This is a genomic window from Chryseobacterium sp. CT-SW4, from assembly GCF_048572715.1.
In the GTDB taxonomy this organism is placed as follows: Bacteria; Bacteroidota; Bacteroidia; order Flavobacteriales; family Weeksellaceae; genus Chryseobacterium.
In genome coordinates this window covers 2,564,741-2,590,474 of record NZ_CP183840.1, presented here as the reverse complement: position 1 = coordinate 2,590,474, position 25,734 = coordinate 2,564,741, and the positions used below count along the sequence as shown (strand labels likewise).

At 36.5% G+C, this 25,734-nt stretch carries 26 protein-coding genes and 3 tRNA genes; 21 read left to right on the top strand and 8 right to left on the bottom strand.

The annotated features are described in order from the left end of the window. Nucleotides 1-96: 96 nt before the first annotated feature. The 14 genes from ABJ974_RS11660 (at nucleotide 97) to ABJ974_RS11595 (ending at nucleotide 9,329) form a co-directional block, all read left to right on the top strand. Nucleotides 97-585 carry a lipocalin-like domain-containing protein gene (locus ABJ974_RS11660; RefSeq protein ID WP_419868419.1) on the top strand — a complete coding sequence of 163 codons (489 nt, stop codon included), beginning with the start codon at nucleotides 97-99 and terminating at the stop codon, nucleotides 583-585. A 26-nt stretch (nucleotides 586-611) separates the two neighbouring features. Further along, complete coding sequence (locus ABJ974_RS11655; protein ID WP_419868418.1) at nucleotides 612-1,301, top strand: OmpA family protein; 690 nt, start codon at nucleotides 612-614, stop codon at nucleotides 1,299-1,301. Between the two features lie 109 nt (nucleotides 1,302-1,410). After that, on the top strand, nucleotides 1,411-2,295 hold the full coding sequence (locus ABJ974_RS11650) for a decaprenyl-phosphate phosphoribosyltransferase (RefSeq protein ID WP_419868417.1): 885 nt from the start codon (nucleotides 1,411-1,413) through the stop codon (nucleotides 2,293-2,295). Continuing rightward, a complete protein-coding gene (locus ABJ974_RS11645; protein ID WP_419870970.1) occupies nucleotides 2,295-3,611 on the top strand; it encodes an FAD-binding oxidoreductase in 1,317 nt (438 codons plus the stop codon). Before ABJ974_RS11650 ends, ABJ974_RS11645 begins: the two co-directional genes overlap by 1 nt. Nucleotides 3,612-3,614: 3 nt before the next feature. Further along, complete coding sequence (locus tag ABJ974_RS11640) at nucleotides 3,615-4,340, top strand: SDR family NAD(P)-dependent oxidoreductase (protein WP_419868416.1); 726 nt, start codon at nucleotides 3,615-3,617, stop codon at nucleotides 4,338-4,340. Between the two features lie 5 nt (nucleotides 4,341-4,345). Further along, entirely contained in the window at nucleotides 4,346-4,933 is a 588-nt protein-coding gene (locus ABJ974_RS11635; RefSeq protein WP_419868415.1) for an HAD family hydrolase, read from the top strand. Between the two features lie 23 nt (nucleotides 4,934-4,956). After that, nucleotides 4,957-5,424 (top strand): hypothetical protein, encoded by a 468-nt coding sequence (locus ABJ974_RS11630; protein ID WP_419868414.1) that lies wholly within the window; start codon nucleotides 4,957-4,959, stop codon nucleotides 5,422-5,424. A gap of 2 nt (nucleotides 5,425-5,426) precedes the next feature. After that, nucleotides 5,427-6,602 carry a cysteine desulfurase family protein gene (locus tag ABJ974_RS11625; protein ID WP_419868413.1) on the top strand — a complete coding sequence of 392 codons (1,176 nt, stop codon included), beginning with the start codon at nucleotides 5,427-5,429 and terminating at the stop codon, nucleotides 6,600-6,602. An 85-nt stretch (nucleotides 6,603-6,687) separates the two neighbouring features. Beyond that, complete coding sequence (gene trxA / locus ABJ974_RS11620; protein WP_292010616.1) at nucleotides 6,688-7,005, top strand: thioredoxin; 318 nt, start codon at nucleotides 6,688-6,690, stop codon at nucleotides 7,003-7,005. 127 nt (nucleotides 7,006-7,132) lie between these two features. After that, nucleotides 7,133-7,206, top strand: a tRNA-Asp gene (locus ABJ974_RS11615). 32 nt (nucleotides 7,207-7,238) lie between these two features. Then, nucleotides 7,239-7,312: transfer RNA gene (locus tag ABJ974_RS11610), tRNA-Asp, on the top strand. A 31-nt stretch (nucleotides 7,313-7,343) separates the two neighbouring features. Then, a tRNA-Asp gene (locus ABJ974_RS11605) sits at nucleotides 7,344-7,417 on the top strand. 260 nt (nucleotides 7,418-7,677) lie between these two features. After that, nucleotides 7,678-8,103, top strand: coding sequence for a DUF2628 domain-containing protein (locus tag ABJ974_RS11600; RefSeq protein WP_419868412.1), 426 nt, complete (start codon nucleotides 7,678-7,680; stop codon nucleotides 8,101-8,103). Between the two features lie 188 nt (nucleotides 8,104-8,291). Beyond that, nucleotides 8,292-9,329 (top strand): L,D-transpeptidase, encoded by a 1,038-nt coding sequence (locus tag ABJ974_RS11595; protein WP_419868411.1) that lies wholly within the window; start codon nucleotides 8,292-8,294, stop codon nucleotides 9,327-9,329. Here the strand turns inward: ABJ974_RS11595 and ABJ974_RS11590 are convergent. The 3 genes from ABJ974_RS11590 to ABJ974_RS11580 form a co-directional block, all read right to left on the bottom strand. Then, nucleotides 9,302-9,850, bottom strand: a complete 549-nt coding sequence (locus ABJ974_RS11590; RefSeq protein ID WP_419868410.1) for a hypothetical protein — start codon at nucleotides 9,848-9,850, stop codon at nucleotides 9,302-9,304. The two genes, ABJ974_RS11595 and ABJ974_RS11590, sit on opposite strands and share 28 nt — an antisense overlap. Nucleotides 9,851-9,855: 5 nt before the next feature. Next, on the bottom strand, nucleotides 9,856-11,181 hold the full coding sequence (locus tag ABJ974_RS11585; RefSeq protein WP_419868409.1) for a PDZ domain-containing protein: 1,326 nt from the start codon (nucleotides 11,179-11,181) through the stop codon (nucleotides 9,856-9,858). A gap of 119 nt (nucleotides 11,182-11,300) precedes the next feature. After that, nucleotides 11,301-11,939 (bottom strand): alpha/beta hydrolase, encoded by a 639-nt coding sequence (locus ABJ974_RS11580; RefSeq protein WP_419868408.1) that lies wholly within the window; start codon nucleotides 11,937-11,939, stop codon nucleotides 11,301-11,303. Between the two features lie 230 nt (nucleotides 11,940-12,169). Between ABJ974_RS11580 and ABJ974_RS11575 the strand changes: the two genes are divergently transcribed. After that, nucleotides 12,170-12,589, top strand: a complete 420-nt coding sequence (locus tag ABJ974_RS11575; protein ID WP_419868407.1) for a hypothetical protein — start codon at nucleotides 12,170-12,172, stop codon at nucleotides 12,587-12,589. 46 nt (nucleotides 12,590-12,635) lie between these two features. Here the strand turns inward: ABJ974_RS11575 and ABJ974_RS11570 are convergent, their stop codons facing one another. After that, nucleotides 12,636-13,268 (bottom strand): response regulator, encoded by a 633-nt coding sequence (locus ABJ974_RS11570; protein ID WP_419868406.1) that lies wholly within the window; start codon nucleotides 13,266-13,268, stop codon nucleotides 12,636-12,638. Next, on the bottom strand, nucleotides 13,261-15,258 hold the full coding sequence (locus tag ABJ974_RS11565) for a tetratricopeptide repeat-containing sensor histidine kinase (RefSeq protein ID WP_419868405.1): 1,998 nt from the start codon (nucleotides 15,256-15,258) through the stop codon (nucleotides 13,261-13,263). The genes ABJ974_RS11570 and ABJ974_RS11565 overlap by 8 nt, the downstream gene beginning before the upstream one ends. Before the next feature lie 249 nt (nucleotides 15,259-15,507). Here ABJ974_RS11565 and ABJ974_RS11560 point away from each other — a divergent pair, with 249 nt between their 5' ends. Then, nucleotides 15,508-15,921 (top strand): hypothetical protein, encoded by a 414-nt coding sequence (locus ABJ974_RS11560; RefSeq protein ID WP_419868404.1) that lies wholly within the window; start codon nucleotides 15,508-15,510, stop codon nucleotides 15,919-15,921. Between the two features lie 63 nt (nucleotides 15,922-15,984). Here the strand turns inward: ABJ974_RS11560 and tyrS are convergent, their stop codons facing one another. Continuing rightward, the gene (tyrS, locus tag ABJ974_RS11555; RefSeq protein WP_419868403.1) at nucleotides 15,985-17,280 is read right to left on the bottom strand and encodes a tyrosine--tRNA ligase; all 1,296 of its coding nucleotides are present in this window, start codon (nucleotides 17,278-17,280) and stop codon (nucleotides 15,985-15,987) included. 140 nt (nucleotides 17,281-17,420) lie between these two features. Between tyrS and ABJ974_RS11550 the strand changes: the two genes are divergently transcribed. The 3 genes from ABJ974_RS11550 to ABJ974_RS11540 all read left to right on the top strand — a co-directional run bounded on the left by ABJ974_RS11550 (nucleotide 17,421) and on the right by ABJ974_RS11540 (nucleotide 20,262). After that, nucleotides 17,421-17,987, top strand: coding sequence for an RNA polymerase sigma factor (locus tag ABJ974_RS11550; protein ID WP_419868402.1), 567 nt, complete (start codon nucleotides 17,421-17,423; stop codon nucleotides 17,985-17,987). Nucleotides 17,988-18,099: 112 nt separating this feature from the next. After that, entirely contained in the window at nucleotides 18,100-18,966 is an 867-nt protein-coding gene (gene lipA, locus ABJ974_RS11545) for a lipoyl synthase (protein ID WP_419868401.1), read from the top strand. 111 nt (nucleotides 18,967-19,077) lie between these two features. Continuing rightward, nucleotides 19,078-20,262 (top strand): MFS transporter, encoded by a 1,185-nt coding sequence (locus tag ABJ974_RS11540; protein WP_419868400.1) that lies wholly within the window; start codon nucleotides 19,078-19,080, stop codon nucleotides 20,260-20,262. 212 nt (nucleotides 20,263-20,474) lie between these two features. On the opposite strand, the gene ABJ974_RS11535 is transcribed toward ABJ974_RS11540, so the two are convergent. Next, nucleotides 20,475-20,855 (bottom strand): SpoIIAA family protein, encoded by a 381-nt coding sequence (locus tag ABJ974_RS11535; RefSeq protein ID WP_419868399.1) that lies wholly within the window; start codon nucleotides 20,853-20,855, stop codon nucleotides 20,475-20,477. Between the two features lie 118 nt (nucleotides 20,856-20,973). On the opposite strand from ABJ974_RS11535, the gene ABJ974_RS11530 reads away from it, so the two are divergent. Then, nucleotides 20,974-22,179 carry an NAD(P)/FAD-dependent oxidoreductase gene (locus ABJ974_RS11530; protein ID WP_419868398.1) on the top strand — a complete coding sequence of 402 codons (1,206 nt, stop codon included), beginning with the start codon at nucleotides 20,974-20,976 and terminating at the stop codon, nucleotides 22,177-22,179. A gap of 40 nt (nucleotides 22,180-22,219) precedes the next feature. Here the strand turns inward: ABJ974_RS11530 and ABJ974_RS11525 are convergent, their stop codons facing one another. Further along, complete coding sequence (locus ABJ974_RS11525; protein ID WP_419868397.1) at nucleotides 22,220-23,818, bottom strand: DUF4139 domain-containing protein; 1,599 nt, start codon at nucleotides 23,816-23,818, stop codon at nucleotides 22,220-22,222. 130 nt (nucleotides 23,819-23,948) lie between these two features. Between ABJ974_RS11525 and ABJ974_RS11520 the strand changes: the two genes are divergently transcribed. Then, nucleotides 23,949-25,730, top strand: coding sequence for a tetratricopeptide repeat-containing sensor histidine kinase (locus ABJ974_RS11520; RefSeq protein ID WP_419868396.1), 1,782 nt, complete (start codon nucleotides 23,949-23,951; stop codon nucleotides 25,728-25,730). Nucleotides 25,731-25,734: the final 4 nt, after the last annotated feature.

Genomic DNA, 25,734 nt, shown 5'->3' with positions numbered 1-25,734 from the left:
AAAAAGTCCGAGTCTTCGGGCTTTTTTTATTTTATTTATAATCATTTTGGCACGGTTTTTTGTAACTATAATGTATATAAAATAATAAACAACAATATGAAAAAGTTACTACTTGCAGGAATGTTGGGGACATCACTTTTTGCAGTGTCATGTTCCGCAACGAAAAATGCACAGACATCACAGAATCAAAGATCTGAATTTTTGAAGTTGAAAGGAGATTGGCAAATCGTAAGTGTTGATTATGATAAAGGATTTAAAATCAAACCTTTTGATGAAGGTGCAGATGCTCAGTGTTTTGTAGGAAGCCAATGGAAATTGGTGCCTAATAACTATACCGGTTCTTATTCTCTTAACGGAGGTGGAGACTGCCCAAGCTTTACTCAACCGATCAAATTTGAAGTAACAAACGGAAGTACCTTTATGTTTAAAAAAATAGCAGACGGTACAAAAGCAAAACAGAATACAGTAGGGTATGCGCTGACACTGATCAGCCAGTCTGAAAACCAGTTCTCTCTTGAACAGAACGTTCCTTTCGATGGAAGCAACGTGAGAGTAGTATATAACTTTCAGAGAACAGGAAAATAATTTATCAACCTTAAAGATTTAAAAAAATGAAATTTAATAAAACATATATCGGAGGACTTTTCTTATCATCAGCTTTATTATTAACAAGCTGTGAAGCTGTTCAGAATTCTAACCACCAGCAAAGAGGTACCGCTGTGGGAGTAGCATCAGGTGCTGTCTTAGGAGGTATCTTGGGAAACAATGTAGGTAAAGGGGGAAATGGAGCCTTAGGAGCAGTTTTAGGAGGAGTGATCGGTGGAGTTGCGGGTAACGTAATCGGTAATAAAATGGATAAGCAGGCTAAAGAAATTAAAGAAACTTTACCTGGAGCAGAAGTGGAAAGAGTAGGTGACGGTATTAAAATTACTTTAAATGAAAGTATCGTAAACTTCGATTTCGATTCCTCAGCACTTACAGCTACTGCAAAAAATAACCTGGATAAGCTTTCAGAAGTTTTAATCAACAACCCGGATACGAATATCAATATTTACGGACACACAGACAGCAAAGGATCTGATTCCTATAACCTTTCACTTTCAGAAAGAAGAGCTGAATCTGTGAAATCTTATTTAAGTGCCAAAGGAATTGCATCAAGCAGATTATTTGCAAAAGGAGAAGGAGAAAGCCAACCGGTTGCTAGCAACGAAACTGATGAAGGAAGAGCTAAAAACAGAAGAGTGGAATTTGCAATTACAGCGAACGAGAAAATGATTAATGACGCTCAAAAAGGGCAATAATTAATTTTATTATATAAATATTTTCTTACCTAACCGCTTCGGCGGTTTTTTTCGTATTTTTATACTATAAATTTTTAATTTTAGTATTTTTGCAATTGAAATAACATAAATGAAGAAATATCTAAAACTGCTCCGTGTAGAGCAATGGGTAAAAAACATATTTGTTTTTGTACCGCTGTTTTTCTCAGGTAATATCAAAAATTTACATTTACTCACTGAGAGTGTTTTTGCCTTCATTATTTTTTCATTGGTGGCAAGTGTGGTATACATCCTCAATGATTATAATGATATAGAAGCGGACAGACAGCATCCGGAAAAGAAAGAAAGACCATTGGCAAGCGGTGCCATCTCAAAATCCCAGGCTATTGTCATATTGATAGGGCTCGTGATTTTGGATATTGCACTGATTCTTTTTTCCCAGTTTTATTTTGATCTGAATTTATGGAAGTTTGCAGCGATTATAGGTTTTTATTTTGTGATGAATATTGCCTATACCTTCAAATTAAAACATGTTCCCATAATTGATATTTTTATTATTGCCATTGGCTTTGTATTAAGAGTACTGGCCGGAGGTTATATTACAGGAATCTTTATTTCGCAGTGGGCGATACTTCTTACCTTTATCCTGGCTCTTATCCTGGCTATAGGAAAAAGAAGGGGAGAACTCATCAATGCACAGGTTTCCGGAAAAACACGGAAAGCGCTTGACGGCTATAATGTACAGTTTGCAGACATAGCCCTGTCCATATCGGTAACGCTGACGATCGTATGTTATCTGATGTTTACCCTTTCACCGGAAGTTCAGGAAAAGTTCCATCCCAGAGTCTTCTATACGGTGATATTTGTGGTATTTGCCCTCTTACGATATTTGCAGCAGACATTGGTGTATAACAGAACCGAGTCTCCTACAAAAATCATATACAAGGACCGGTATATCCAGATTACCTTATTGTTATGGGTTATTACATTTTTAATCCAAATCTATTTTAAATGATGAAACCTAATTTTGTTCAAAAAGTTACCAACTGGGGTAACTATCCGGTAGTGGAAAAGGAAATGAGATCCGAAGACACCCTGGGGAAAATAAAAAACTTTGTTCTCAGCAATAATGAAGTAATTGCAAGAGGGAATGGCAGATGCTATGGAGATGCTTCACTGGGTGAACATATATTCTCTACAAAGAAATTAAATAAATTCATCAGCTTTGACCGGCTGAATGGTATTATAGAATGTGAATCGGGAGTTTTGCTTTCCGAAGTCCTCGAAGTATCCGTTCCTCAAGGATATTTTTTATATGTAACGCCGGGCACCAAATTTATCAGTGTAGGAGGAGCGATTGCTTCAGATGTACACGGTAAAAATCACCACGCTGAAGGCTGTTTCTCAGAATATGTTACCGAGTTCAAATTAATGAATGAAAACGGGGAAATAATAATATGCTCCAGAGAAGAAAATGCAGATAAGTTCTGGGCAACCATAGGAGGAATGGGACTTACGGGAATTATCATCTCGGCTAAATTCAAATTGAAAAATATAGAATCCGCATATATCCGTCAGGAAAGTATCAAGGCGGATAATCTGGAGGAAATATTCAGGTTGTTCGATGAAAGTGAGAGCTGGACCTATACGGTGGCATGGATTGACTGCCTGCAAAAAGGAAAAGATATAGGACGAAGTATTCTCATGAGAGGAGAACATGCTTTCCAACATGAGCTTCCTCAAAAAATGGCTAAAAATCCGTTGAGATTAAAAGAAAAGTTTAAGCCTACCGTCCCTTTTTATTTTCCGAATTTTGTATTAAATGCATTGACGGTAAAAATATTCAACTTATTATATTATAAAAAGCAGACTAAAAAAGAAATTAAGAACTTTATAGACTATGAAACCTTCTTTTATCCCCTGGATGTAATCAATGACTGGAATAAAATTTACGGTAAATCCGGATTCATCCAGTATCAGATGGTAATTCCGAAAGAAAAAGGAAAAGAAGGAATGAAAAAAATTCTGGAAACAATTGCTAACAGTGGAAACGGTTCTTTTCTTGCAGTTTTAAAGCTCTTTGGAAAGAATAATCCTCAGGCCTATAATTCATTTCCTATGGAAGGTTATACGCTGGCTCTTGATTTTAAAGTAAATTCAAAACTTAAAAAACTGGTGGAGCAATTGGATAATATAGTTCAGGAATTCGGAGGAAGAATTTATTTAACGAAAGACAGTATGAGTAAATCCTCTTTAACGAACTATCTGAAAAACGTTCAAAGTCCTAAATTTGTGTCTTTGCAGCATAAAAGAATTTTAAATAATAACTAGCCAATGATTGTTCTAGGAAGTACATCCGAAGTAGCTCAGGCTTTTGTAGAAAAAGCATTGCAGGAAGGAGAAAAGTTTGAAAAAATATATTTTTTTACCTCAAATAAAGAGGCCACGGAAAGGTTCGCACGTCATATTGATGTAAAATTTGTACAGCAATCCGAGGTGATTGAACTGGACCTGATGAAGGAAATTGATTACAGCCGTTTTGGAAATGTCAATTCCAATCTGTTGTTTTGTGCAACCGGATATTTGGGAGAAGGAACCGAAGAAGGATTATACGATAATAAAAATACCGAACGTATTATTGATATTAACTATTCCAGGCTGGTTCCGGTAATGAATTACTTTGCTCAGAAAATGGAAAACAGAAGATCAGGTACCATTATAGGACTTTCTTCAGTAGCAGGAGACCGGGGAAGACAGAGTAATTTTATTTATGGAAGCGCAAAAGCGGCTTTTACAGCCTATCTAAGTGGGCTAAGAAATTATCTCTTTGATAAAAAAGTGCATGTCCTTACCATTAAGCCAGGTTTTATGGCTACCAAGATGACAGAAGGACTGCCGTTAAATCCAAAGCTGACTGCTACTCCAAAGCAAGCCGCGAAATGTATATACAAAGCTTACAAAAAAGAAAAAAATGTAGCTTATGTATTACCTGTCTGGGGAATTATTATGATGATTATCAGAAATATTCCTGAATTTATATTTAAAAAATTAAAACTTTAAATAAAATGAAAAAATTGTATTGTTTTGATTTTGACGGTACCATAACTTATAGGGATACAATGTTCATGTATCTTAAATTTTATAATCCTACAAAATACCATATACAGTTTTTAAAACATGTTCCGCTATTTATATTATTGAAGCTGAAGCTGGCCGATACTGAGAAAGTGAAGAAAAGCTTTATAGGATCTGTTCTTAAAGGACAGTCCCAGCAGAAAATAGAAAAGAAAGCCCAGAAGTTTTTTGAACATCATTACCCTAAAATTGTAAGGGAAAATGCGTTGGACTTTATTAAAAATATCGATCGAAATAATACCCAAAGCTTATTGGTGACTGCGTCATTGGATATTTGGGTGAAACCTTTTGCGGACGAACTGCAAATGCAGCTTGTTTCTACCCGTGCCGAATTTAAAAATGGAGTGTTCACAGGAAACTTTATTGGAAAAAACTGCAACGGGAAAGAAAAACTAGAAAGGATAAAAGAAGAAATAAACGATTCTAAATACGATAAAATCATAGCTTTCGGTGATACCACGGGAGACAGGCCTATGTTAAAATGGGCAAATGAAGGTCATTACCAATTTTTTCACTAATTTTGAAAAGTAAAAGTGAAAAAATGATAAGATTACTTGTATTATGTTTTGTAATTCTTACAAGTTGCACAACCATGACATCCGTAAAATCACAAAAACTTCAGGATGGTGAAGATATTTTCATTTCTGAATCTCAGGGAGGAACAGAAACTCCCGGGTTCACCATTATAGATAATGAAAAGGATTTTCAAAAGGCCATCGGAAGAAATCAGTTTCAGATTGTAGAGGCAGGGAAAGAGTCATCCGCGGCTTATCCGAAATTTCCAGCTAACAAAAAAGTGGTGCTGTATAATCTGGGGACTTTCCGGTCCGGTGATCACAGGATCCCGGAAATCAAAAATTTATTCGTTAAGGACAATGTACTTATAGTAGAAGTTCCTTATCGCGAGTCCGGGGGAATGGAAATACAGATGATTTCCGCTCCATGGATGATCTTTACTGTTCCTTCAGATTATAAGTTCACCTCCGTAGAATTAAAATATTCAAAATAAAAATGGATAAAATATATTTAGATAATGCAGCAACAACCGCTCTTTCCGAAGAAGTTATTGATGCAATGATAGACACTATGAAAACGAATTTCGGAAATCCGTCTTCTACTCATAGTTTCGGTCAGGAAGCAAAAATTCTTATAGAAAATGTAAGAAGACAGATTGCAGATTATCTTCACGTGACGCCCGCAGAAATTATCTTTACTTCATGTGGTACAGAATCTAATAATATGATTATTAAATCCAGTGTGGAGCATTTGGGAGTGGAAAGGATCATTACCTCGCCCATGGAACACAAATGCGTTTCCGAAAGTACCCTCGATATGAAGAACAGAAAAGGGGTGGAAGTAGTATATATGCGTCCAGACGAAAAAGGAGATTTGGATCTTGATAAATTTGAAGAAATCCTTAAAAGCTCAGATAAGAAAACCCTGGTTACCTTAATGCATGCCAATAATGAAATAGGGAACCTTTATGATATCAAAAGAATTGCTGAACTATGCAAAGAAAATAATGTCCTTTTCCACTCGGATACCGTACAGACGATGGCTCATATGGATTTGGATTTTTCTGCTATTCCGTTGGATTTTGCTTCATGCAGTGCTCATAAGTTCCATGGTCCGAAAGGGATTGGCTTTGCATTTATAAGAAAATCTTCAGGTTTGAAAGGAATTATCACCGGAGGACCTCAGGAAAGAAGCCTAAGAGCAGGAACTGAAAATGTATGCGGTATTGTAGGACTTGGAAAAGCATTGGAACTCTCTTTACAGAATATGGTTTCTTATGTGAATCATATCCGGGAAATTAAAGATTATGCTATTGAAAGACTGACTGCTGAAATTCCGGGAATTAAATTTAACGGAAGAAGTGCAGAACAGGAAAACAGTCTTTATACTTTATTAAGTGTATTACTACCTTATAAAGATCCATTGATAAGTTTACAGCTGGATATGAAAGGCATTGCCATTTCTCAGGGAAGCGCATGCTCTTCCGGAGCTGCAAAGCCGTCCATGGTAATGATGATGGTTTTATCCGATGAAGAAATGGATAACTGTACACCTTTGCGTATCTCTTTCAGTCATATGAATACCAAAGCTGATGTGGATGCATTAGTAAAGGCAATTAAAGAAATCTCCGCGGAATTTGTTATAGAAAAAACAAATATTGAGCATAGATAACTTTATTACAGAAAAGTAGTAATTTTGAATATTGATTTAACAATCGATTAAGAAATAGTATATTAATTTAAATAAAAAAATAAAAATGGCTTTAGAAATTACGGATAGCTCATTTCAGGATGCGGTTTTAAAATCTGATAAACCGGTATTAGTTGACTTTTGGGCAGTATGGTGTGGACCATGTAGAACTTTAGGTCCTATTATTGAAGAAGTAGCAACAGATTTTGAAGGTAAGGCTGTCGTGGGAAAAGTGGATGTTGATAACAACCAGGAAATTTCCATGCAGTATGGTATCAGAAATATTCCTACTGTTTTGATTTTCAAAAACGGAGAGGTAGTAGATAAATTAGTAGGTGTAGCACCTAAAGAAGTGATCGCTGAAAAATTGAGCGCGCACTTATAAAAAATAGCTTTGATTATGAATGCTTTCCATTATGGAAAGCATTTTTTTTGTGAAAAACATTGTGAGATTCCGGAAAATTTGTAATTTTGCAATCACGAAAAACAAGAGACGTTCTTTAACAAAATTTGATCCGGTAGTTCAGTTGGTTAGAATGCCGCCCTGTCACGGCGGAGGTCGCGGGTTCGAGTCCCGTCCGGATCGCAATCAAATTTAATTTAAAATTAAGAACTACTGATCCGGTAGTTCAGCTGGTTAGAATGCCGCCCTGTCACGGCGGAGGTCGCGGGTTCGAGTCCCGTCCGGATCGCAATCAAATTTGATTAAAAACAAGAACTACTGATCCGGTAGTTCAGTTGGTTAGAATGCCGCCCTGTCACGGCGGAGGTCGCGGGTTCGAGTCCCGTCCGGATCGCAAAATCAAAAGCTGTAAAATTTATTTTATAGCTTTTTTTTGTTTTTATATATTTTTTTCTAATTATTTTATCGAATCTGTATTTACTATTAATGCTGTAAAAATTCAATATTTCCTGATTATGTAGGAATTTAAATGTGTTTTTGAGTATATTTTTATTCTTGAATAATTATCATAAAAGTTATTATATGATAAAAAATGAATTATATTTGTATTTCTATTTTTATAATAGATTTTATAAATAAATATATATGCACATTATGGAAGAAAAAACAATTGAAGCAGTTACTAATCCGACATGGAATACTGCCAATTATGATGAAGTATGGAATGAGAGATTTTCATTTTTTCAAAAACATGGAGCACCGGGTAGTCCGGAGTACAAGGAAGCTTATAAGAATATAAATGGTTTTGTTAATAAGCTTAGAATTAATATGAATTTTTATGCTTTTTTCTTTGGAGTAATTTATTTTCTTATTAAAGGAATGTGGAAAGGAGCCTTACTATTATTAGGTTTGAATATTTGTATTTTTATTATTACGCTGTTCCTTCCTAATGGTGTTGCAGGAGGTGTAGGTGCTGCTTATGGAATTTTATGTGGAATGGCTGCTAATTATGCTTACTATCGTAAAGAGGTTTTGGGAGAAGATGACTTCAATATTTTTAAAGGAATGAGATGGATTTAAATATCTTCTGAATTAATAAATAAAAAAAAGAGTAATGAGTTATTTGTTACTCTTTTTGTTTTTTTAATGGGAGAGGGAGGAAATGGAGAATTTCTCCAGCAATTTTCTAAGAAATAATTTTACTGAAAAATTCATTTAAGGTCTGATATTTGTACTACATCGCAAAACTAAATGATCAGTTAAATTTTATGAATACATTATTTGGAAGAAAATCATTTTTCTATACCCTTATTTTTGCTTTATTTTTAATTTCCTGTAAAAAAGAAACCCTGTCTGAAAATAATTCTCAATCAGATGATAATCCTTCTACAGAAGCTGTAGTAGCAGAAACTGATTCCCTGAAAAAAGATTCGGTAGAAGAGAAGGTGGTGAAAGAGTCTGTACCGCCTATCATGCAGGAAAACGGATTTTACAGCGGACTTATTCTTCCTAAAGATAAAAAACTCAGAGACTCTGTGTATGCTGATTTCAGCAAAAAATATACAGAAAAAGAAAGATATACTATTTTAGCTTTAAACCGCCTGGATTCTAAAAGTAAATGGAATGCAGATACCTTAGTGGTTCCTACTAAAATAGATACTACCTTAATGGCGTATTCACCTTTTCCGATGCAGCTTGATATATTAAGTAACGTAAAGAAATTGGTGGTGTTTTCTTATCCTATTCAGGCCTATGGAGTATATTCCAACGGAAGCCTGGTAAAATGGGGGCCTACCAGCATGGGAAGTAAATCGGCAAAGACCAAAACCGGACTGATGTTCGCCAACTGGAAAAAGAAACTTGCAATTTCTACGGTAAGCGATGAATGGAAACTTCCTTATAATGTAAATGTTCACAATACATTAGGAATAGGCTGGCATGAATATACACTGCCGGGCTATCCCGCTTCTCACTCATGTTTAAGATTACTGAAAAAAGATGCTCAATGGCTGTATTCTTACGCCGATACCTGGATCCTTAATCCCGGAGGAGCAACCCTGAAAGCTAACGGGACACCGGTGGTTATCTTTGGTGATTATCCGTGGGGGAAAAGAAAGCCCTGGAGAAAACTATTGAATGATCCTAACGCCAATAATATTTCAGTAGAGGAAATGACTCAATTGATGGAACCTAATATTGAAAAAATAGTAAAAGAACAATCCAATAGGGAGAAAGTTTCTGATTCTATAAAAGCGGCTAAAGCTATGGCAGCTCCAATTCATACGGAGTCCACATCAGGAATGTGATTTTTTTTCTCAAACTGTAACGTAGATTCCTCGGCAAACTTTCTTAACTTCTGCATTTCGGATTTACCTTTGTGCTGGCCAAACTTTGCAGCAGCATAAGTAAGCCCGATACAGATAAGCATCGCAAACGAAGCATTAAGAGCCCATGGAAAATCATTACTGTTAATCTGTTTTTCCACATAGAACATCGTGATGAAAGTCATCCATAAAACCGAAAAAAGGAAGTACAGAAACATAAAGAAAGTCCATACTGCTGAACTCGGTCCGAAAACACCTCTTATGGCAGTTACTCCGTCTTCGCTTTCGGCCCGGAGGGCTAGATTAGGTTTCCAGTAACTATTATCAGGGGTTTCCACACATATGGTAGCTACTTCTTTATTGATGTTTCCTGAAAATTCATCATTATGATCGTTCAGGTATTTTTTTAAACTTTCCGCGTATTCTTCCTTGCTGAGATTAGTGAACATTTTAAAGCGGGGCCTCGTTCTGATCTTGTCTAATGTGGTTTCTTCTGTTTTCATAGTGTTTATTCTTGATAGGGAATGGGGTCTTCTAATGTAAAGCTTAAAGTTAAGGATTCTTTTTTTCGCTGAATAATCATGGTGATGGTTTTTCCTTCATGAGATTTCATCAGTTCCATAATTTTTTCAAGGGTCATGTCCGAAGTCTTATTGCCATTGATGCTTATCACGAGATCATCCTTTAGTAATCCTGCTTTAAAGGCGGGAGAATCTTTTCTTACTCCTGCGATGGAAAATATAGGCTTAAGCGTAAATTTATACTGGAGACTTTTGTTGATGACAGGAGTTTCATTGGCGGACTTGGGCATATGGGGTGTTTCAAGCTTTACCAGGTTTTTTTCCCACTGCAGTCCGTCTTGTTTAAAGTCCAGTCCACTCATATTAAAATTAAAAGGATCATCATAATTACTGTTTCTTTTTAAGTACATTTTCTCATTCTGATAATCGAAGGCGACCGTAAAACGCTTCATGATATCTCCACCTATGGAGCCTTTCCTGTTTTCCACGAGATTGATATGCTGAATGGAGAATTCATGGGGCATGGCAGTAATAGGTTTTTCAAACCTGAAATTACCGAGATAGAATGCATGAATCCGGCTCCTTTTGCCATATACATCACCATTGAAACCTCTGCCGAGAAAATCATCAATATTGGGACGGTTATAAACAAAGTCTTTAATTAAGGCAGGGAATAACCAGATCGGATCACTGTTGCCGAGATCTATTAACAGTTTGGAGTTTTTCCTTTCACGGGTCATTTCTACATCGGCATAGATATAGGGTTTACTTTTTTCAATGGAAACAGGGAACTCCGTAAACTTTCTCATTTTCCTTTTGAAAAGCTGCTCATTATTATAAATAGTAATTTTTTTTGCTGTATAATCAATGACGACAGGATGGTTTTTAAAAAAATGATATCCTATAATACCGTTAACAGGAATTCCAACATGGGAAGAGATATTGAATTCCTGGTCGATGATGATAAAAAGAGAAAGAGATTTATTCACCAGGTTGTTTCCTATTCTTCCGATATTATTATCGGAGCGGAAGCCATCTATAACGACACTCCCGCCCAAACCTGAAAATTTGATTTTTTCTACATGGCTGAGCTGTAATTCTTTATCTTCCAGACTGAATATAGATGTTTCCTGAACTCCCGTATCCAGCAAAAAAGTGAGATCAGCCCCATTAATGTTTACCGGAATGAAAATAAGGTTGTTGATCAGTTGAAAACGGATAGTAGTTTTTTCGGTATCAGTAGGTTCAAAAGTATTTTGGGCATTAGAAAAAATGCTGAAAAACATGATCCATATGAAATATAGAGATTTCATTTACTGAATTTAGTAAAATTAAATGATATAAAATAAAAAAAGCATTCTCAAAATAGAAAATGCTTGCGTATATTTTAATCAATATTGATGAATATTGAATTTCCTTTAATTCTAAATATTTATTTTGAGAAAAACTCCATCAGATCCATATAATTCTTCTGATTGACGCCATGCCCGCTCATATATTCACGGAAAGTAAAATAGCAGCCGAGATCGTACAGCAGATCAGCAGCTTTTCTTCCCCAGTCTAAAGGGATAACTGCATCTTCAGTTCCATGGGATATGAAAAAGCGGAGGTGTTCAAGTTTCTTTTTGTCTTTTACTAGATGATCCAGGATTTTGGGTTCCGGATAAGAACTCATACAGGCTACGTAACTGAACATTTCGGGATATTGTAATGCAAGGGCATAACTCAAAATACCTCCCTGACTGAATCCGCACAGATGGGTTTTATTTTCCGTTAATCCATAATGGTTAATAATTTTCAGCATACTTTCAAGTAAAGCATTGAGGGACTCTCTGGCCTGCTCAACATCAATGAAGTTTTCAGGATTATTAAAATCTATATCATACCAGGAAAAACCTTCGAACTGGGTATCTCTCGGAGCCCTGAAGCTCACCAGTATCCAGTCGGCCGGTAGTGTTTCCCGGAAGCTGAAAAGGTCTTGTTCATTGCTTCCATAGCCATGAAGCATAAATAGGATAGGCGTAGCTGAGGTAATATTTTCGGGTTCTCTGACCAAGTATTTTAAATCCATATGCAAATATATTAATTTAAGAGAAAGGTTGTGATAATAGATATTTTTATTAAATTGCTGATAATTAACCGGTTTTACTATTTCAGGTTTTTTACTTTCAAAAATATACAATTCATTATTTTTATCGAATCGATATTATTTAGAAATTTTCGTTAGAAATTTTTCAAAAAAGATATTTTTATATTGATAAAAAACTTATATTTGGAAGATTAAAAAATCTATTTGGAGAAATGAAGCAATTTTACAATTTAAAAAGTTTATTGAGACTTTCCTTTTTATTAGTAGCATTATTTTCACTCACTACCGTTGTTAATTCATGTAAGGATGATGACGAAGATGAATTCCAGGACCATGTAGTACAGTTTGAGGTTAAAGGAACCCAGAATGTAGTTTTTAAAACCGTTGTAACCCAGGTGGGAACGGATCAGAGTACTATTTATGATCCAGTGGGTACCCTTTGGACAAGCGGGGAATTTTTTGTAAGTACGAGCCAGTCTCAGCTTAATTTGGCTGCCAATGCGGAACTTCCTGAAGCAAATTCTCAATTAATAGTAACCATCTGGATAGATGGAGAAGTTGCAAAGTCTGATACCGCAAAAGGGACAGGAACATTAAGTGCCGCTGTAACTCATAGCTTTTTAGAATTATAAAAAACAAACAATATCAACATACAAACCGCCGCTAGGGCGGTTTTTTTTATTGCTCAATTAATTGGTACTGTAAAGCAAGCGAGATCAGTTCCGTAGAATTTTTTGCTTTAAATTTTTGCAGTAGGTTTTTTCTGTGTGTATCAACCGTTAAAGGACTTAAAAACAATTCCTCAGCAATATTGATACTGGTTTTTCCCGCAGATACCAATTGTAGAATCTGCTTTTCTCTTTTGGTGAGCCGGGGAATAGTCCATTTATTTTCAGAAGGCTTACTGATAATTTCCCTGGTTTCATTACAAAATACGATATTCCCTGAGATAGCCCCTTTAATACAATCTGTAAGTTCCTCAATGGAAATATTTTTCAATAAATATCCGCTGGCTCCATTTTCGATGCACTGCATGATCACACTTCTTTCCGACCGGTTACTGAACATAATTACCGTAGTAGCCGGAGATATGGCTTTGATTTGACGGCAAAGCTCAATGCCGCTTATATCGGGTAAACTGATATCTAAAAGAATAATGTCTGCTTTATTCGATTTTATAAAATGTTGAACTTCTGAGCCCGCTGTACAACTTTTAATAATATGGAAAAGAGGATGTTCCTTCATCATCATTTTCAATCCTTCGATGACAATAGGATGATCATCCACAATCAAAATATCTATCTTATTCATTTTCCTTTATATTTAATTCAATATTAATGGCTGTTCCTGCCGTATCGGAGCTGATTTCCATTTCACCTTTAAGATATTCCACCCTGTTTCTAAGGTTGCGGAGCCCCATGCTTTTACTTTGGGTATGATCTACTTCCCTGAACCCTTTGCCATTATCTTCTATTGTGATCATGAAGCTTTTGGGGGATTGGGAACATTGCAGAAGAATACTACTGGCTTCCGAATGTTTTACGGCATTAGCAAGCAGCTCCTGGATGATTCTGTAAATATTCATCTGAGTGCTGAGGGGAAGGCCACTGCCGATATTGATCAGCTGGCATTCTATGATAAGATCTTTTCTTGTATAAAATTCGCACAGGTCCTTTAGAGCAGGTTTTAAACCGAAATGAAGCAACGATTCCGGCATTAAATTTCGGGCAATATTTCTAAGCTCGGTAACCGAATGATCCAGTTGATGGGTGATCTTCTGAAGATCTTTCTGCTGGTCATGATTAAGATGAGTATAGGACCAGGTAGAAAGGTTGATTTTGACTCCCGCAAGCATTCCGCCAAGACCGTCATGCAGATCCCTGGCAATGCGTTCCCTTTCTCTTTCCTCACTTTCCATGATGGCTTTTGTAAGATTAAGCTCTTCTTTTTGTTTGATATCCTGTATTTTTTGTTGAAGGTTTATTTCTTTCTGTTCAGATATTTTCCTGTTTTTGCGGTAAAGAAGAAATATAAAAATGAGAAGACTTAAAAACAGGAGGGCAGCCAGTCCCAATATCCGGAGATAAGAATTTTTTTTGCTCATTAGCAGCTCTTTTTCTCTTTTTTCGGCGTTGAGGGTAGCTATTTTCTTCTCCTTCTCAGCAGTGTTGAATTTGGTTTCCAGCTGGTTGATTTCTAATTTTACATTTTCCGTATTCAGGCTGTCGCTTAAGCTTGAATATTTTCTTTGCCAGTCCAAGGCTTCCCTGTCATTTCCCATCAGTTCGTTAATGGCGGATAAATGATAATAAATGGTTTTGCGGTTGTTGGCATCACTTAAAAGTGTTTTTTCATTTAATGTACTTTCTAATACAGCTTTGGCTTCCGGATATTTATTTAATTTCCTGAGAATATCATATTTATTCACATAAAACATTTGGGTGAACATACTCTGTTTATATTTTTTAGAATAAAATAAGCCTTTCTCAATAATGGGTAGTGCTTCTGCATTTTTCTGCTTGGTAATAAAATAGAGGGCTGTTATATAATAAAAGGGTGCATGATAGGAGGAATCAGGATAAGGAGTCAGCAGCTTTTCTGCTTTATCAATGTATTTTTTGGCTTCATCTCCTTTAGCCTGATAGCAGAAATTCGTTGCTGCATGAAGATAGGCATTGAAAAGTTCTGAAGATCGGGGTGCAATTTTCTCCAGCAGTTCCCGGGAGGTTTGATTATAGCGGGCTGACTTTTCAAATTCGGCATTATAGGTGAGAATAATGCCTAGCTGGGAATACAGATATCCCAGACCAGGATTGTTCGTATATTGATCGACCAGAGGTATGCTTTTCTCAAGTAATATCTTTACAAGGAAAGGGTAGCCTTCCTTATTTTTCTGGGTTACTCCGTAGTTATACCATGATAAAGCCTGAAAAAACTGAGCTTCCTCCGTTTTAAACCCGGGCAGCAGGGACAAAGCTTTTTGATAGGAAGCTGCAGCCTTTTGTGCATTTCTGTCCTGATAATAAAGCCCTTCGTAATAGTAATACTTCGCGATGGTGTAGGGATCTTTTTTGCCTGATACTTCTCCTTTTTGAAGGTGCTCTTTACTTATGACGGAATCTATATTTCTGTAATAGCCTGAAAGTATAAAATGAGCGTTGGCTCTGAGTATCGGATCGGTATTGCTGCGGGTAACCTGTTGTAAGCTGTCTATATAATGTTTTTCATTGAGGGGTATTAATCTTTGCGCATAGAAACTGTAATTTGTTAAAATAAGAATTATGGTTATTAAATTTTTCATGGTTTTAAATAGAGGTTGCTATAATATGTAAAAAAACCAATATGAATGAAATTTTGAAAATAAAAATACCTAAAATCAGGTAGAAGAAATTACCGGATTTTAAGGATTGTGGATTTTAGGTCACTCGGGTAGCTTTGCAGAACCTTTAAGAAGGGTAGGATTAAAATTGAAAGACATCAGCTCCTCCTTAAAGAAAAACGAGGCTTAGCAATAAATTTAACTCCATACATCAATAAAATTATGAGAAAAATGACTTCAAAAAACGTATTAAAAGGTGCATTCGTACTATTATTGACCACCATGTTTTTCGGGTGGGTAACATCATGCAGCAATGATGATGACGATAATAATGGCGGAGGAAATGCAGGAAACAGCCATAAAGTAGTTTTCAAAGCAATTGCTTCGGCGGGAAGTAATATCGATGTGGCGGTTTATGCCTATGATTCCAACAGTACTTCTGCCACGAGCCTTAGCGGGACCACCTGGACCAGTCCTGAAATTACAGTTCCGGCCGGAACTTATAATGTGAATGTAGGAGCAACGGCAATAGGCGCGGATGCCTCATCTACCCTGAAAGTACAGATCTATGTAGATGGTGAACTGAAAAAAGAAGGAACTTCAAGCGGGCAGATTCTTTCCGCACAGGCCAATTACACCTTTTAGCATCATCAAAATTCCTAATTATAAAACAGGCTGTCCCAAAAGTGAGACAGCCTGTTTTTTTATTTAGATTACCTTTACAATAAAGTAATTTTTCTTTCCTTTTTGGAGTAATAAGAATTTTCCGTCTATCAGATCATTTTCATTGGCGGTGAAAACTTCATTGATTTTCTGTTTGTTGACAGAAATAGCGTTTCCTTTTAATTCTCTTTGGGCTTCACTTTTGGATTTTAGGAATCCGGATTTTTCAGAAAGAAGGTCTACAATATTAATTCCCAATACATCAGCTTTGGCAATTTCTTTCTGCGGAACCCCGTCAAAAATTTCTAAGAAAATTTCTTCATCCAGACTTACAAGATCTTCTGCTGTTGAGCGTCCGAATAAAATTTCAGAAGCTTTTAAAGCTTTTTCGTATTCTTCTCTACCGTGTACCCAGACAGTAACTTCTTCAGCCAGTTTCTTTTGAAGTTTTCTTTCGTGAGGTGCTGTTTTATGTTCTTCAATTAAAGCTTCGATTTCCTCTTTTCCAAGGAATGTGTAAAATTTAATAAATCTTTCTGCATCCTCATCAGTGGCATTCAGCCAGAACTGGTAGAATTTGTAAGGCGATGTTTTCTTTTTATCCAGCCAGTAGTTTTCTCCGCTTTCGGATTTACCGAACTTTGAACCATCTGCTTTGGTAATCAGAGGAACGGTTAAAGCAAAAGCTTCTCCCTGTGCTTTTCTCCTGATAAGCTCTGTTCCGGTAGTGATATTTCCCCACTGATCAGATCCTCCCATCTGTAATTTTACATTCTTGGCCTGGTACAGATGAAGAAAGTCATAACCCTGAATAAGCTGATACGTAAATTCTGTAAAGCTCATTCCGTCGGCTCCTCCCTCACCTGAGAATCTTTTTTTAACAGAGTCTTTAGCCATCATATAATTAACCGTAATATTCTTTCCGATATTTTTAGCGAAATCAAGAAAAGAAATATTCTTCATCCAGTCATAATTGTTAACCAATTCAGCTTTATTAGCCCCTTCACCTTCAAAATCTAAAAATCGGGACAGCTGATTTTTTAAACAGTCTACATAATGTAAAAGAGTTTCTTCATCCAAAAGATTTCTTTCGGCGGATTTACCGGACGGATCACCTATCATTCCCGTGGCACCTCCTACTAAGGCGATCGGCTTATGGCCGTGCTGCTGGAAATGAGCCAGGATTTTAATCTGTATAAGGCTTCCTATATGCAAAGAATCGGCAGTAGGGTCGAAACCAATATATGCTGTGGTTACTTCTTTATTCAGTTGTTCATCCGTTCCAGGCATCATATCGGCAAACAGACCACGCCATTTTAGTTCTTCAATAAAGGAATTCATGCTATTTTCTTTAAATTATTTTGATGCTGCAAAGATAATAAATTCAATATTACGGATCATGGTTTAGAGATTATTCGTCATGAAAACAGCAGTAATAATGCATGGTTTTTGTAGGTTTATTTTTAATATATTTGTTTATAATGAATGACGAGCAACTATTTTTACTTATCCAGAAGGCTAAAGAAAAAGATCAGAAAGCCCAGACCAGATTGATTAATGTGTTTTGGGTGGATGTTTTTTCCTTTGTTATGAAAAAGGTAAGAGACGAGAACGATGCTGATGAGATTACCGTAAATGTTTTCTCAAAAGTATTATCGAAACTGGATATGTATGACCCGCATTTTCAGTTTAAAACCTGGGTTCTCACCATTGCTCAGAATACGGTCATTGATTTCTGGCGTAAAAGGAGCCGCGAAAACCAGGATACGGATGTCACAGAAAACCTGGAAAGTGTAAAAAACCAGTTTGCAAAATCTCCCGAAGAACTTATGATCTCCGATGAAGAACATAAGAAAATTGTTAAGGCAATAGAATCTTTGGATGCCAATTACCAGGATATCATCAGGCTCCGGTTTTTTGAAGAGAAAAGTATTAAGGAAATAGCCGAGGAGTTGGGAATTTCCGTTGCCAATACCAAAGTAAGGGTAATGCGGGCTAAAAAAGTTTTGGCTGAACTGTTGAAAAACAGGGAGTTTGATGAAGAATAATTATAATTCTCTATTGCTGATGATTCCGTAATTTTTAATTATCACTTCCATCAATTTTTCCGGTAGATGGTTTCCATGAAAAATTCCTTAACTTTGAATCTCAATTTTAGAAATGGAAAATTCAACTCAAGATACTACCGTTCAAAAACCAAAATGGATCCGTGTAAAACTTCCTACAGGAAAAAATTACAGAGAGCTCCGCACATTGGTTGATAAATATAAATTAAATACGATTTGCCAGAGTGGAAGCTGCCCGAATATGGGTGAATGCTGGGGAGAAGGTACTGCAACATTTATGATTTTGGGAAATATATGTACCAGAAGCTGTGGATTTTGTGGTGTAAAAACAGGCAAACCGTTAGACGTAAACTGGGATGAGCCTGAAAAAGTAGCCCGTTCCATCAAATTAATGAAAATCAAACATGCGGTTCTTACCTCGGTAGACCGTGATGACCTGAAAGATATGGGATCTATTCTTTGGGCGGAGACAGTAAATGCCGTAAGAAGAATTTCTCCCGGAACTACTATGGAAACACTTATTCCCGATTTCCAGGGAATTACAAAACACCTTGACCGATTGGTGGAAGTAGCTCCCGAAGTTATTTCTCATAATATGGAGACGGTGAAACGTTTAACAAGAGAAGTAAGAATCCAGGCTAAATACGAAAGAAGCCTTGAAGTTTTAAGATACCTGAAAGAAGCAGGACAGAGAAGAACAAAAACAGGAGTAATGCTGGGGTTGGGAGAAACCAAAGATGAGGTTTTCCAGACCATTGAAGATATCCGTAATGCAGATGTAGACGTAATTACGCTGGGACAATACTTACAGCCGACAAAAAAACATTTGCCTGTAAAAAGGTTCATCAGCCCTGAAGAATTTGAAGAACTCGGAGACTTTGCAAGAAGCTTAGGATTCAGACATGTGGAAAGCTCACCTTTAGTAAGAAGCTCCTACCATGCTGAAAAGCATATTCACTAAATAATCCGGTTGGATATCTTTTAATACTATTTCATTTCCCAGGAGGAAGTGAGAGAAATCTAATTTATAAAATAGCTGTTTAATAATTTCTTTTCGAAAACCGAATTTGGGATGATTGATAAAAGAATAATACCTCTGGCCATAGGCGGTTTAGGTATAGGAACTACTGAATTTACTATTATGGGACTTTTGCCGGATATCGCACGGTCCCTGCAGGTCAGCATTCCGGAAGCGGGACACTTAATTTCAGCGTACGCATTAGGTGTGGTAATTGGAGCTCCTTTACTGATCGGCTATTCGGTTAAATTTCCTCCGAAAAAAGTCTTAATAGCCTTGATGATTCTTTTTACATTGTTTAACGGATTATCAGCTGTAGCCTCCGATTATACCATGATGCTTATCATCAGGTTTATGTCCGGATTACCTCATGGAGCTTTCTTTGGGGTAGGTACGGTAGTCGCTGCCCGGATGGCAGGACTGGGTAAAAAAGCATTATACATATCATTAATGTTTACGGGACTTACGGTGGCCAACCTTGCTATGGTACCGCTGGTAACTTATATAGGACATACTTTCCACTGGAAATGGTATTTTGTGATCGTGGCAGTTATAGGTTTATTGGCTTTGTTATTCCTTAAATTATGGCTTCCCGATCTGCCTAAAAAAGAGGACAGCCACTTCCTCGAAGAACTGAAGTTTCTTAAAAACAAGCAGTCATGGTTAATTTTAATGATTACTGCTATCGGTTTCGGAGGACTCTTCACCTGGTTTAGCTATATTACACCTTTGATGACTGATATGGCAGGAATCAAAAGCAGCCAGATGGCCTATGTAATGGTGCTTGCAGGAGGGGGAATGGTAGTAGGGAATCTGTTGGGAGGATTTGTTACCGATAAATTCGGAGCTGAGAAAACCAGTCCGGTTCTGCTTTTTTTAATGATGCTGGCCTTAACGGGAGTATTTTTCCTTTCCGAATACCAGACAATAGCCTTGATATTGACCTTCGTTTGCGGAGCTTTATCCATGGCAGTATCATCACCGATCAATATTATGATGATGAAAGCTGCTCCAAATAGTGAAATGATGGGAGCCGCATTTATGCAGGCAGCCTTTAATATAGCGAATGCATTGGGAGCCCTATTAGGAGGAATCCCTCTCGAATACGGATTGTCTTACAATTATCCTTCGCTGGTAGGAGTAGGAATGGTTTCCATAGGTCTGCTGATCTGTTTCCGGTATTTATATTTATTCGGGGGAAAAAATGATAAACGTGTGATGATAGATACAGAAAAATAATATCCTTGTGATCCAATAAAAAAGTAAGACTGTCTAATGGCAGTCTTTTGTTTTCAATGTTTACTTTCCTATTGGTTTGGGATTTCCCATTATAAAAAAATAGGAGAACTATAAGTAACTTGTCATTTTCGAACGAAGTGAGAAATCTCTCAAAACGTTTACTGGCTTAAAAAAAACAAAAAAAAGAGAAGTCAAACTTCTCTTTTATAAATTTAAGCTTCAATTTCGTTGCCGTTCTGGCACCAATAAAGCGCGTTATAAAGATTTTCTTTAGGGAAAGATTTAAATTCTCCCGGCATTAATACACTAAAAATATCAGTGAAGTTCTGAACCCCGTCATTGTCTGTTACAATAGCGGTGCGGTTCCATTTCGTAAGATTTTTTAAACCTAATAAAGCATCCTGCCACCATGCTCCTGTAGTGAAATTGTTGAGGTCAGTATCCAGGTACAATAAATAATTAAGCTCATCGAACTGGTCGACTTTTTCCTTGACACGAGGAAAAACAAGGTTTTCAAAATCTTCTTTGGTCACTTCTCCCGTAGCATTGAAGGCGGCTACATTCTGTGGCGCCTCCGGAATAATTGTTATCATAATCTATATTTTAGTGGTTTGATTTAAAATCAGTCTACAAGAATTAAACCATTGGCAGGTATGAAATCGTTAAAAATATTATAAATATCATTAAATTAGTGTAGTGTAAAATATAAATATGGATCTAAAATCAAATGAACCCTTTTGGCTGATTAAGGATGGGTTAATCAGCTCTTACCCTTCTTTAAAGTCCGATAAGGAATGTGATGTTTTGGTTATCGGAGGAGGAATTACAGGAAGTTTAATAGCCCACCAAATGGTAAAGGACGGCTATAAAACAATACTCATCGATAAAAGAGAAGTAGCCAACGGAAGTACATCAGCAACTACCTCTATGCTTCAATACGAAATAGATGTTTCTCTCTTTGAGCTTATAAAAAAAATAGGAGAGAAAGGAGCCGTTAAAAGTTACAAAGCCTGTTCGGATTCCATTGATACGCTTGCAGGTCTCGTGAAGCAGATAAAATCAAAAACCGGATTTGTAAAAAAGCAGTCCCTGTATTATGCAGCTAATAAAAAAGACAAAGAATGGTTGAAGGAAGAATATGAAACCAGAAAACAAAATGGCTTTGACGTTAAATGGCTTTCCTCTGAAAAAATTCAGGAAAAATTTGGATTTCAAAATACTTTCGGAGGAATATTATCCAGGCAGGGAGCAAGTATTGATGCTTTTAGGCTGACCCATGAGCTGTTGAGGTTCAACAGGGAAAAAGGCTTGGAAATATATGATAAAACAGAAATGAAAAAAGTAGAGTATCATAGAGGATATAATCTTGTTTTAACCACCAACGGACCGAAGATTAAAGCCAAAAAAATCATTTATTGCATCGGATATGAAAGTAAGAATCTCATTAAAGAAAATTTTGTCAATCTGAAAAGCACTTACGCCCTTGTTTCCGAAATTGATAAAGATAAATTTAAGAATATAGATAAAACATTGGTCTGGAATACCGATAAACCCTATATGTATATGAGAACTACCGATGACGAAAGGTTGTTGATAGGTGGAGGAGATGAAGATTTTTCCAATCCTGAAAAAAGAGACCTCCTGCTCAATCAGAAAGAAAAAGAAATTTTAGGAATATTAAAAAAAATAAAACCTGACTATCAATTTTACACCGATTTTGTATGGGCCGGAACTTTTGGAGAAACAAAGGACGGACTGCCTTATATCGGGGAGCATAAAAAATTCAGGAACTCTTACTTTGTTCTTGGCTTTGGGGGGAATGGTATTACTTTCTCTGTGATAGGAATGGAAATGGCTTCCAATTTCATGAAAAATAAAAAACATCCGCTTTCAAGATATTTTAAATTTGGAAGGTAGATAATAAAACGCCACTTCTTCCTGAAGTGGCGTTTTAATTTTAACGGTTATAGTACCGGATCTGCAGGTCTTTTGGATATTTTACTTCATATGAAAAGTTGATTTTAGCCGTATTTCCTGCATCAATTTTTCTGTTCCAAAGGATGCTGCCTGTTTTTTCATCCCATTGTCCGTCACCGGTTTCCAGTGCTTTTACTGAAATTTTAGAATTTTCGCTGATAGGAAGCTGGTCAAGGATTTCAAGTTCAATACTTACTTTCGTGTTATTTCGTACATTGATCTGATAACTTTCAGTTTCCCATTTATTGGAGTTGAGGGATTTTTGAGCCGTTTTATCTTCCATTTTGATTCTTTTTACCGTAATTCTTTCATCTGCTCCCAGGGAGATAGGGAACTCATCTTTTAGGTAATTACTGGTAATATTCGTTTTTCCGATATAATTATCTTCAAAATAAATTTGGGCTTCTCCGGAGATCAGGTTAAGAGTTTGCCAGTTTTTTACAAATGCCATTAAGAATACCTGATTATTAAGTTTAGGAACGGTATGGTATTTATACGTGGCATTCACTTCTTTTTTATCCAGAATTACATATTGTTCTTTTTCCTGGCTGATGATGCTTTGATTGTATTTTAACTCATACATTACATTCATCTGATTGTCTGAGACGGTAGCCTCCGGAATCTGGCTTACCTCCGAAACTCCCTCACGAAGTTGATAGGCATTGGATATTTCAGCAACTTTTTTCATTTCATATCTTTCCAGCGTCTTTTGGGAATCATAGGGAGTATACTCAGCAACATATAAAGGACTCAATATAGGTCTGTTCTGATTATAAGATGGCCGGTAAGTAGAAACGAATAATTTGATATTATTCCAGTCCTGGCCGGTTTTCTGATATATTTTCCCTTTATAAACGATTTCAAGAGGTTTCTTAACGGACTCCGCCCTTAGATCATAAGAAGGAACCCACCCGGCATTATTGACAATATAGCTTACCCCTAAGTTCAGGTTCATTTCCTGTTCAGCAAGGATTTCCAGGAGAAGTTCTTTTTTATTCTTGTTTTTATGAGTCTGCTCTTCACTGAACTGTTTATTGATTTTAGCAATGCTCTGATCGAAAACCGTTTTCTGTTCATTCAGTGAAAATAGCTGATTGTCAATTTCAAGCATTCTCTTCCTGTAAAACTCTGTGAGTTTGATAAGTTGTTCCTGGGGAGAAAATTTGTCGCTGGTGGAAAGCTTTAAGTTATTATTAATAAGGCTCTGTTCTCCGTTCAGGTTTTTAATCTGGATATTAATAAGATTAACCTCCCTCTGTAATTTCAATCTTTCATCATCCAGTTTTTTCTCCCCTTCCGATAGTTCGTCGTTCTTTAGAAAATTTCTTTGTGGAGTAATGGAAAGAAGGGTGGTGTTTTTTTCAAGATTGATTTTGTAGGTGTTTTCGTCCAGATCATTAGGAAGATTAGTGATCCGTATCATATTTCTTCCCTTCTGCAGATTGACATTTGTACTTCCGTATACCTTTGCTCCCCGAAGGAAAACAGTAGCCTGCTTCACCGTGATTTCTTTTTTGATTTCCTGTGCTTTTAAAGGAAAAAAACATAACAGTATCAGTAGTAAGAAATAATTTTTCATAGCTTATTATTTAGAGTTCTTAGTGTAAAATTACCCGTAATTAACACCGGAATGGAGACCACTTGGTGAAAGCCTGTTTTCACTTGGTGAATAGTTTTAAAAGAACTATATATATGTATATCTTTGTTTTATGAAAATATTCCGGCTTTTGATATTGTATATGCTGTTCTTTGTGGGAAACTGGGGATCCGCACAAACAGTCATGGAAGAAGTACAGGCTCAGAGTAAAAAATTGGAGAAAGCTTTGGATAGTAATGATGAAGCCGCTCAGGCTGAATCGTATTTTAAAATAGGAGAATCTTTTTTTAAGGACGGGAATTATGTAAAAAGTGAAGAATACTTTCAGAAAGCAAAAAATATCTATAAACAGGAGAATAATAAGAAAAAACTGGAGCAGGTTACTCGGAAACTGGCGCAGGCTCAGGAAAAACAAAATAAAATTCTCCCAGCTATTACCAATTATGGTCAGGCTGCAAAAGTCAGCTATTCCTCGGAAGGCCGTGCCATGAATACCAATGACGTAGAAAGGCTGAAATCATCATCCCAGACCGTAAAAGCAGAAGCGATACAAAATAATATGCAGCTTAACCTGGTAGAGAAGGAAAATGCAGGTCTGGCGGAAAACTACAGCCAGCTGGCGGATATCAATATTCAGCAAAAAGATATACCTAAAGCAGAGGAAAACCTTAATAATGCCTATCGTATTTCTAAAAAAGAAACTCCTCAGCAGGCTTTGGAAATCAATAATAAACTTACGGATCTCTACGTAGAAAATAAAAAATTTGACAAAGCGATAGAAGCCAAGAAAAAAGTCTTAAAAGAAGATTTCCTGAAAGAGGACTCCGAAAAAAAAGTAGAGCAGATACAGCAGCTTGCGGATATTTATATCAAAAAAGAAGATCCGAAAGAAGCGGTCAACTTATTAGCCAATGCCTATGGTATAGCTATTGAAAAAGGATATACGCTGGAAGCACAGAAAGCCGTAAAAAAACTGGACAGTTTATATGGAATTTCCGGTAAGACAGATGAATCTGTAAAATTATACAGGGATTTTTTAGGAAAGCTGCCGGACCTTATTTCAAAAGACCGGAGCCTGGTCGATAATAAAATACTCGCAGATACCGAACAGAGAATTGTTCAGCTAGAAAAAGAAAAAGAACTTAAAGATCAGCTCATCCAAAGAAAAAATACTTTTAACTATGGACTAATAGCGGTGTTGATTATACTACTGCTTCTGATAGGTTTCATCATCTGGACATTAAGAAGGGTTCAGATTAAAAATAAGAAAATTGCCCTGCAGTCATTGAGGAGAGAAATGAACCCCCATTTTATCTTTAACAGCTTAAATAGCGTCAATCAGTTTATAGCCAGCAATAATGAGCTGGAAGCCAATCAGTACCTTACCCGTTTTTCCAAGCTGATGAGAGGAGTTATGGAAAATTCAACAGAAGATTTCATCCCTTTACAGCAGGAATTGGATATGCTTCATAACTACCTTGCACTGGAAAAAACCCGTTTTACAGATAAATTTGATTATGAAGTGGAAGTGGATGAGAGCCTTATGATCTCCAACCTTCAGATTCCGGGTATGCTCATTCAGCCTTTTCTGGAAAATGCTATTTGGCATGGTCTCAGATACAGGTCGGAAAAAGGATTTCTGAAATTAAGCTTTGAAAAAGAGCAGCAATATTTAAAAGTAACCATTGAAGATAACGGAATTGGAATAGAAGAAAGCAGGAAGCAGAAAACCGAACATCAAAAAGCCCGGGGAGGCAGAGGAATGAAAAACACACTGGAGCGTATTAAACTTCTTAATGATTTATATAAAAAGGAAATTACCTATTCTCTTACGGATAAACCGGAGGGAAAAGGAGTAATTATCATAATCAAAATTGATCTTAACCTTAAATAATCCT